Raw genomic sequence first — 6,435 nt, forward strand, 5'->3', positions numbered from 1 at the left:
GACGACGAGCGCATCGATGGCTCCGTCGGCCACCCCGTCGAGAGCCCCTCCGGTGGACCCGCCCGTCCCGCTCATGCCGCAGCGGCCCCGCGGGCCTCGACCAGATCGATCCGCGTGCGCACGCCGTCGCGCCGCCGGAAGTCGCGATCGACCCACCAGGCGTAGAGCGCCAGTCCGATTACCGCGCCCAGGGCCGATCCCGGCCCCCCGCCGCTCTCGGTCTGGCCCGTCTCCCCGCCGAAGCCGACGGTCATGAAGCCGAACGCCACGAGGTTGTTGACGACATGGATGCTGATCGCGGCTTCGAGCCCGCCGGTGCGCCAGGTCAGCCAGCCCGCGACGACCGCCAGGGCGACCACCATGAGCCAGCCCCAGATGTCGTAGATGTGGGAGAAGCCGAAGAGGATCGCGGGCACGAGGATCACCAGCCACGGGCCGCGCAGGAACGCGGCGAACGCGGTCGCGCCACGCACGCCGCCGAGCCAGGCGCCGAGCGTCTGCATGAACATGCCCCGATAGACCAGCTCCTCGGCAGTGGCCTGCACCGGGACGAGCAGCAGGGCGATGCCCGCGGACCAGAGTGCCGCGGTCGGGTCGATGTGCGGCATCGAGAACTCGCCGTCATCGACCGCGCCGCCGGCGAGCGCGAGCTCGAAGACGATGCCGAGCGAGTTCATGACGAACAGCGTCGCGAAGGCGGGCAGCACGGTGCGCCCGATCCAGCGCCAGCGGATGCGCAGGGCCACCGACCACAGGCGCTTCGCCGGGGTCAGGCCCACGCTGAGCATCGCCAGCAGTGCGGACGGGAGCATGAGCGCCACCGAACCCAGCGTCAAGAGCATCGACACCGGCTTCTGGGTGTCGGGCAGCGCCAGCTCGAGGATCGCGTCGGGGTCGAGGAGATCCGCGCCCGAGAACGCGAGGTAGGGGAAGATCACGATCAGGCCGAAGGCCACCGAGAGCGTGAGGTAGTAGAGGACCCCGAGCAGGAGCGCGAGCAGCGGCTTCCACCAGCGGTAGCGCGGCACTCCGCGGAGGAGCTGATGGTAGGCGAGCGGCGGGGTCTCCACCCACTGCGGCTCCTGGACCGGCTTCGCCCATGCCCACTGGGGCGTCGGGGCCGCATCGGGTGCGGGAGCGCCGTCGGTCGGCGGTTGCGGATTCACGGTCGGGTCGGAACCCTCATTCGTCATGCTCTCGATCCTTCCGCGCGCTCACGCGCCCCGGAGCCGCTCGGCCAGGTACGCGTGCAGCTCGGCGCGCGGCACCCGATCCTGCTGCATCGTGTCGCGCTCGCGCACGGTCACCGCGTCATCGTCGAGCGAGTCGAAGTCGACGGTGACGCAGAACGGCGTACCGATCTCGTCCTGCCGGCGGTAACGGCGGCCGATGGCGCCGGCGTCGTCGAAGTCGATGTTCCAGTCCTCGCGCAGATCCGCGGCGATCTCCTTCGCCAGCGGGGAGAGCCGCTCGTTGCGGCTGAGCGGCAGGATCGCCGCCTTGATCGGAGCGAGACGGGGGTCGAGGCCGAGCACCGTGCGGGTGTCGGTGCCGCCCTTCGCGTTCGGCACCTGCTCCTCGCGGTAGGCGTCGACCAGGAACGCCATGAGCGAGCGGGTGAGGCCGGCGGCCGGCTCGATCACGTACGGCGTGTAGCGCTCGTCCTTCGCCTGGTCGAAGAAGCTGAGATCCTTCCCCGAGTGCTTGGAGTGGGTCGAGAGATCGAAGTCGGTGCGGTTCGCGACGCCCTCGAGCTCGCCCCACTCGCTGCCCTGGAAGCCGAAGCGGTACTCAATGTCGGCGGTGCGCTTCGAGTAGTGCGAGAGCTTCTCCTGCGGGTGCTCGTAGAAGCGCAGGTTGGCGGGGTCGACGCCGAGCCCGATGTACCACGACATCCGCTCGTTCATCCAGTACTCCTGCCACTCCTCATCGGTTCCGGGCTCGACGAAGAACTCCATCTCCATCTGCTCGAACTCGCGGGTGCGGAAGATGAAGTTGCCCGGCGTGATCTCGTTGCGGAAGCTCTTGCCGATCTGCGCGATGCCGAACGGGGGCTTCATGCGCGCCGACTGCAGCACGTTCGCGAAGTTCACGAAGATGCCCTGCGCGGTCTCGGGGCGCAGGTAGTGCAGCCCGGCCTCGTCGTCGACGGGCCCGAGGAACGTCTTGAGCAGACCCGAGAAGGCGCGCGGCTCGGTCCACTGGCCGCGCGTGCCGCAGTTCGTGCAGACGATCTCGGCGAGGCCGCCCTCGGGTGCGCGACCCTTCTTCTCCTCGAACGCCTCGATGAGGTGATCCTCGCGCTGGCGCTTATGGCAGCTCAGACACTCGACGAGCGGATCGCTGAAGACCTCGACGTGGCCCGACGCCTCCCAGACCTGCTTCGGCAGGATGACGCTCGAGTCGATGCCGACGACGTCGTCGCGGCGCTGCACCATGGCCTTCCACCACTGGCGCTTGATGTTCTCCTTGAGCGCCGTGCCGAGGGGGCCGTAGTCCCAGGCCGAGCGCGAGCCGCCGTAGATCTCACCCGCCTGGAAGACGAAACCGCGGTGGCGGGCGAGGGCGATGACCTTGTCGAGGCGGGTCTGTTCAGCCATGTTCTGTTTCACTCCAAGGGGCAAGCGGGGATCTTGGGAACTGCCGTACCGCGGCGCGGTGGTGCAGCACGGTCGCGGCGCGATCGCGGATCTGCGCAGCGGCCCAGCGGTACGGCGGCGCGGCGACGGATCGCCGCGCACGGCCTCCCATCCTACTCAGCCGCGCTGGAGGGTCGCCGGGCATCGGGGTCCGCCGTGCGGCGAGCGCCGGCGCCGGTCGGATTCCGGGCGGTAGGCTCGCTGCCGGGAGCACCATCCCGCACGAAAGACGCGAAGAGCCCGCAGACAGGAGCCCGCATGTCGGATCGGATCGACTCGCCCGTGATCGAGCAGCAGCTCGCGCACCGCTCGGTGCGGAGGTTCCTGGATGTCCCGGTGACGGACGCGCAGCTCGGACGCATCGTCTCCGCGGCGCAGCGCGCCTCGACCTCGTCGAACCTGCAGGCCTGGACGGTCGTCGCCATCCACGACGCCGACCGCAAGCGACGCATCTCGCAGGCGATCGGCGACCATCACTATGTGGAGCACGCGCCGGTGCTGCTCGTCTGGCTGGCCGACTTCGCGCGCAACGCCGAGCTGATCCGTTCCCGTGGGGCCGAACCCGCGACGCTCGGCCTGATCGAGAACACGGTGCTCGGTTCCGTCGACGTCGGCATCGCCGCTCAGAACGCGCTGCTCGCGGCCGAATCGCTGGGGCTCGGCGGCCTCTTCATCGGCGGCATCCGCAACGATCCGGCCGCGGTGAGCGCCGAGCTGGAGCTGCCGCAGAACGTCTTCCCCGTCGTCGGCATGGCGCTCGGTGTGCCCGATCCGGCCGAGGGCACCGGCCTCAAGCCGCGGCTCCCGCTCTCGGCCGTGCTGCATCGGGAGGCCTACGACCCCGAGGCCTGGCGGGACGGGACCGAGCAGTACGAGGAGAACTACCGCGAGTACTTCGCCGGGCAGGGCGTCGAGAGCCGCAGCTGGGCGCGCGCCGTGAGCGGACGGCTCGGCACGGTCGAGGGCATGCACGGCCGCCACACCATGCGCGAATCCCTGCGGGCGCAGGGCTTCCACTCCGAATAGCCCGCGCAGGATCCTGCGGGATCGCGCGGGATTCTCGGCAGCGGAAGGCGACCCGGCAGGGACCGATCCGTTGCGACCCTGGGGCGTGTCTGTTAAATCTTCGCCGTTGCGAGCAGCACTCTGCCGGAGTGTATTGCAAGGCCGAGGAGGGAGGCGATGCCGGAAGCATCGTCGACTGACGAGAACGCCGCAAGGCGCTTCGGCAGAGTGCGCGCAGTAGGCGAGGATTTCGCAGACATGCCTTAGGGGATGAGGATCAGCTTGCCCGTCGTACCGCGGCCTGCCAGTGCGCGGTGGGCGTCCGCAGCGTCGGCGAGCGCGAAGCGCGCTCCGACTTGCACCTGCAGCGAATCATCCGCGAGCGCCCCGAAGAGTTCTCCGTAGCGCCACGCCCGCTCCTCGGGGGTGCGCATGAAGTGCCCGAGCGAGGGTCGCGTGATCGACAGGGATCCGCCCGCGTTCAACCGCTGCAGGTCGAAGGGCGGCACCTGGCCGCTCGCCCCGCCGAAGAGCACCAGCTCGCCGCGCACGCGGAGCGCGTCGAGCGACGCGTCGAAGGTGTCGCGGCCCACCCCGTCGTAGACGACGACGACGCCCTCGCCGCCGGTCAGCTCGCGAGCGCGATCGGCGAAGCCCTCGTAGTCGAACGACTCGGCGGCGCCGGCATCGAGGCTGAGCCTCCGTTTGGCGTCGCTCGAGGCCGTGGTGAGCACCCGCACTCCGCGGGCGACGAGCAGCTGGGTGAGCAGCAGGCCGACCCCGCCGGCGCCCGCGTGCACGAGCACCGTATCGCCCGCCTGCGGTGTCGCGGCGGAGGTCGCGAGGTAGTGGGCGGTGCAGCCCTGCAGCGGCAGTGCGCCGGCGAGCTCGAGGTCGACGCCGCTCGGCACGTGCGCGGCCTGCTCCGCCGCCACGACGAAGCGCTCGGCATAGGTTCCCGTCGCGCCCGCCGTCGCGATCCGGTCCCCGACTGCGAACCCGTCGACGCCCGCGCCGACGGCGGCGACCGTGCCCGAGGCCTCCGCGCCCGGCGTGAACGGGTAGTCCACCGGGTACACCCCGCTGCGCTGGTAGATCTCGATGAAGTTGACTCCGATGGCGGCGGCGTCGACCAGCAGCTCGCCCGGGCCCGGCTGCGGATCGGGCGCCTCCCGCACCACGAGCACCTCCGGTTCGCCGGCCTGTTCCGCCATGATCGCGCGCATGTCTGCCTCCCTGGTCTCCGCGTCCGCACTCCTGCCCTTCGATTGTGCACCCTCCCCGCGGGCGATAGGCGAAAGATGACGGACTCCGACGGCGCGATGCCACTACGCTGAACAGATGGACCCCGAAGGCGATCCGACACGGCCGCGAACCGATGGCTCGGCCGCACCGGCTGCACCCGCCGCAGCTCCCGGCTCCGCAGCTCCCGACTCTGCAACGCCTGCCGCAGCCGCAGCCACGACGCCGATGCTGCGCATCCTGCTCGGACTCGCCGCGGCCGTGGTCGCTCTGGCCGGCATCTCGGCCGCCCGCGAGCTCTTCGGACCTCTGGCGCTCGCCGCGGTCATCGTCATCATCTGCCACCCGTTGCGCCACCCGCTCGAACGCTGGGGCCTGCCGCGCTGGCTCGCGACCACCGCCGTGATCGCCGTCGCGTGGGCGGTGCTGCTCGTCATGGCGCTGCTCCTCGGCTTCGCCGGCATGGAGTTCACGCAACTGGTCATCACCTACGCCGGGGACCTGCGAGCCACCGCCGACGACGTGCTCGCCTGGCTCACCGGGCTCGGCCTCGACTACCGCCTCTCGGACGGGCTGACCGGCGTGCTCACGCCCTCGGCGATCCTCGGCTTCGTGACGTCGCTCGGCAACGGCGTGCTGATCGTGCTCACGGCGCTCTTCTTCATCTTCGCCTACGTGATCTTCATGGCGGCGGATGCCGCGAGGTACGGCCGAGCGGAGTCCGCCTTCGGCCCGGCCGCGCACCCGGCGATGGAGCGCATCACGCGCTTCAACAGCGGAGTCCGCCGCTACTACGTCGTCAACGCCGCCTTCGGCCTGCTCGTCGCGGTGGTCGACGGGTTGGCGCTGTGGTGGATGGGAGTGCCCGCCCCGCTCGTCTGGGCGATCCTCTCGTTCGTCACCAACTTCGTGCCGAACATCGGCTTCGTGCTCGGCCTCGTCCCGCCCGCGCTGCTCGCGCTCGTCGTCGGCGGCTGGCCGCTGATGCTCGGCGTGATCGCGGTCTACTGCGTCGCGAACGTGCTGCTGCAGGTGCTGATCCAGCCGAAATTCGTGAGCGACGCGGTCAGTCTCAGCCTGACGCTGAGCTTCTTCTCGGTGCTGTTCTGGACGTTCGTGATCGGCCCGCTCGGCGCGATCCTCTCCATCCCGCTCACGCTGCTGGTGCGCGCGCTCGTGCTCGAGGGCGACCCCGGCGCGCGCTGGCTGCGCTGGCTCTCGGGGGACACCTCCGCCGCGCCGAACGGCGACGGCACGTCGACGGACGGGGCTCGGGCGCGCGGCAATGCGATCAGGCGCGCGGCAGCTCGATCAGATTCTCGGGCGGCAGCCCGGCGCGCATCCGCTCGATCTGACGCAGGATGAGCGCGCTGATACGCGGCAGCATCGCGCTCGAGTCGCCGCCGACGTGCGGGGTGATCAGCAGGTTCGGGCAGTCCCACAGCTCGTGATCGGCGGGCAGCGGCTCGGGGTCGGTGACGTCGAGAGCGGCGCGCAGCCGCCCCGTCCGCAGCTCGGCGACGAGCGCGTCGGTGTCTACCACCGGCCC

The 6,435-nt window shown here is 70.6% G+C and carries 6 protein-coding genes; 2 read left to right on the forward strand and 4 right to left on the reverse strand.

Translation table 11 applies throughout. The features are described from left to right. Nucleotides 1-71: 71 nt before the first annotated feature. Nucleotides 72-1,193: a CPBP family intramembrane glutamic endopeptidase gene (locus tag ACFPZL_RS08595; RefSeq protein WP_218114550.1), complete on the reverse strand. Its 1,122-nt coding sequence runs from the start codon at nt 1,191-1,193 to the stop codon at nt 72-74. Between the two features lie 21 nt (nt 1,194-1,214). Next, a complete protein-coding gene (locus ACFPZL_RS08600; RefSeq protein WP_382332801.1) occupies nt 1,215-2,600 on the reverse strand; it encodes a glycine--tRNA ligase in 1,386 nt (461 codons plus the stop codon). Nucleotides 2,601-2,897: 297 nt separating this feature from the next. Here ACFPZL_RS08600 and ACFPZL_RS08605 point away from each other — a divergent pair, with 297 nt between their 5' ends. Continuing rightward, nucleotides 2,898-3,665 (forward strand): nitroreductase family protein, encoded by a 768-nt coding sequence (locus ACFPZL_RS08605; protein ID WP_218114548.1) that lies wholly within the window; start codon nt 2,898-2,900, stop codon nt 3,663-3,665. A gap of 242 nt (nt 3,666-3,907) precedes the next feature. On the opposite strand, the gene ACFPZL_RS08610 is transcribed toward ACFPZL_RS08605, so the two are convergent. After that, nucleotides 3,908-4,870 (reverse strand): quinone oxidoreductase family protein, encoded by a 963-nt coding sequence (locus tag ACFPZL_RS08610; protein WP_382335108.1) that lies wholly within the window; start codon nt 4,868-4,870, stop codon nt 3,908-3,910. Nucleotides 4,871-4,985: 115 nt separating this feature from the next. Between ACFPZL_RS08610 and ACFPZL_RS08615 the strand changes: the two genes are divergently transcribed. Then, nucleotides 4,986-6,251, forward strand: coding sequence for an AI-2E family transporter (locus ACFPZL_RS08615; RefSeq protein WP_236021959.1), 1,266 nt, complete (start codon nt 4,986-4,988; stop codon nt 6,249-6,251). On the opposite strand, the gene ACFPZL_RS08620 is transcribed toward ACFPZL_RS08615, so the two are convergent. After that, a partial coding sequence (locus ACFPZL_RS08620) for an NAD(P)-dependent oxidoreductase (RefSeq protein ID WP_382335110.1) occupies nt 6,178-6,435 on the reverse strand: 258 nt, incomplete at its 5' end. The genes ACFPZL_RS08615 and ACFPZL_RS08620 overlap by 74 nt on opposite strands.

Source organism: Leucobacter soli (genome assembly GCF_042659205.1).
In the GTDB taxonomy this organism is placed as follows: domain Bacteria; phylum Actinomycetota; class Actinomycetes; order Actinomycetales; family Microbacteriaceae; genus Leucobacter; species Leucobacter soli.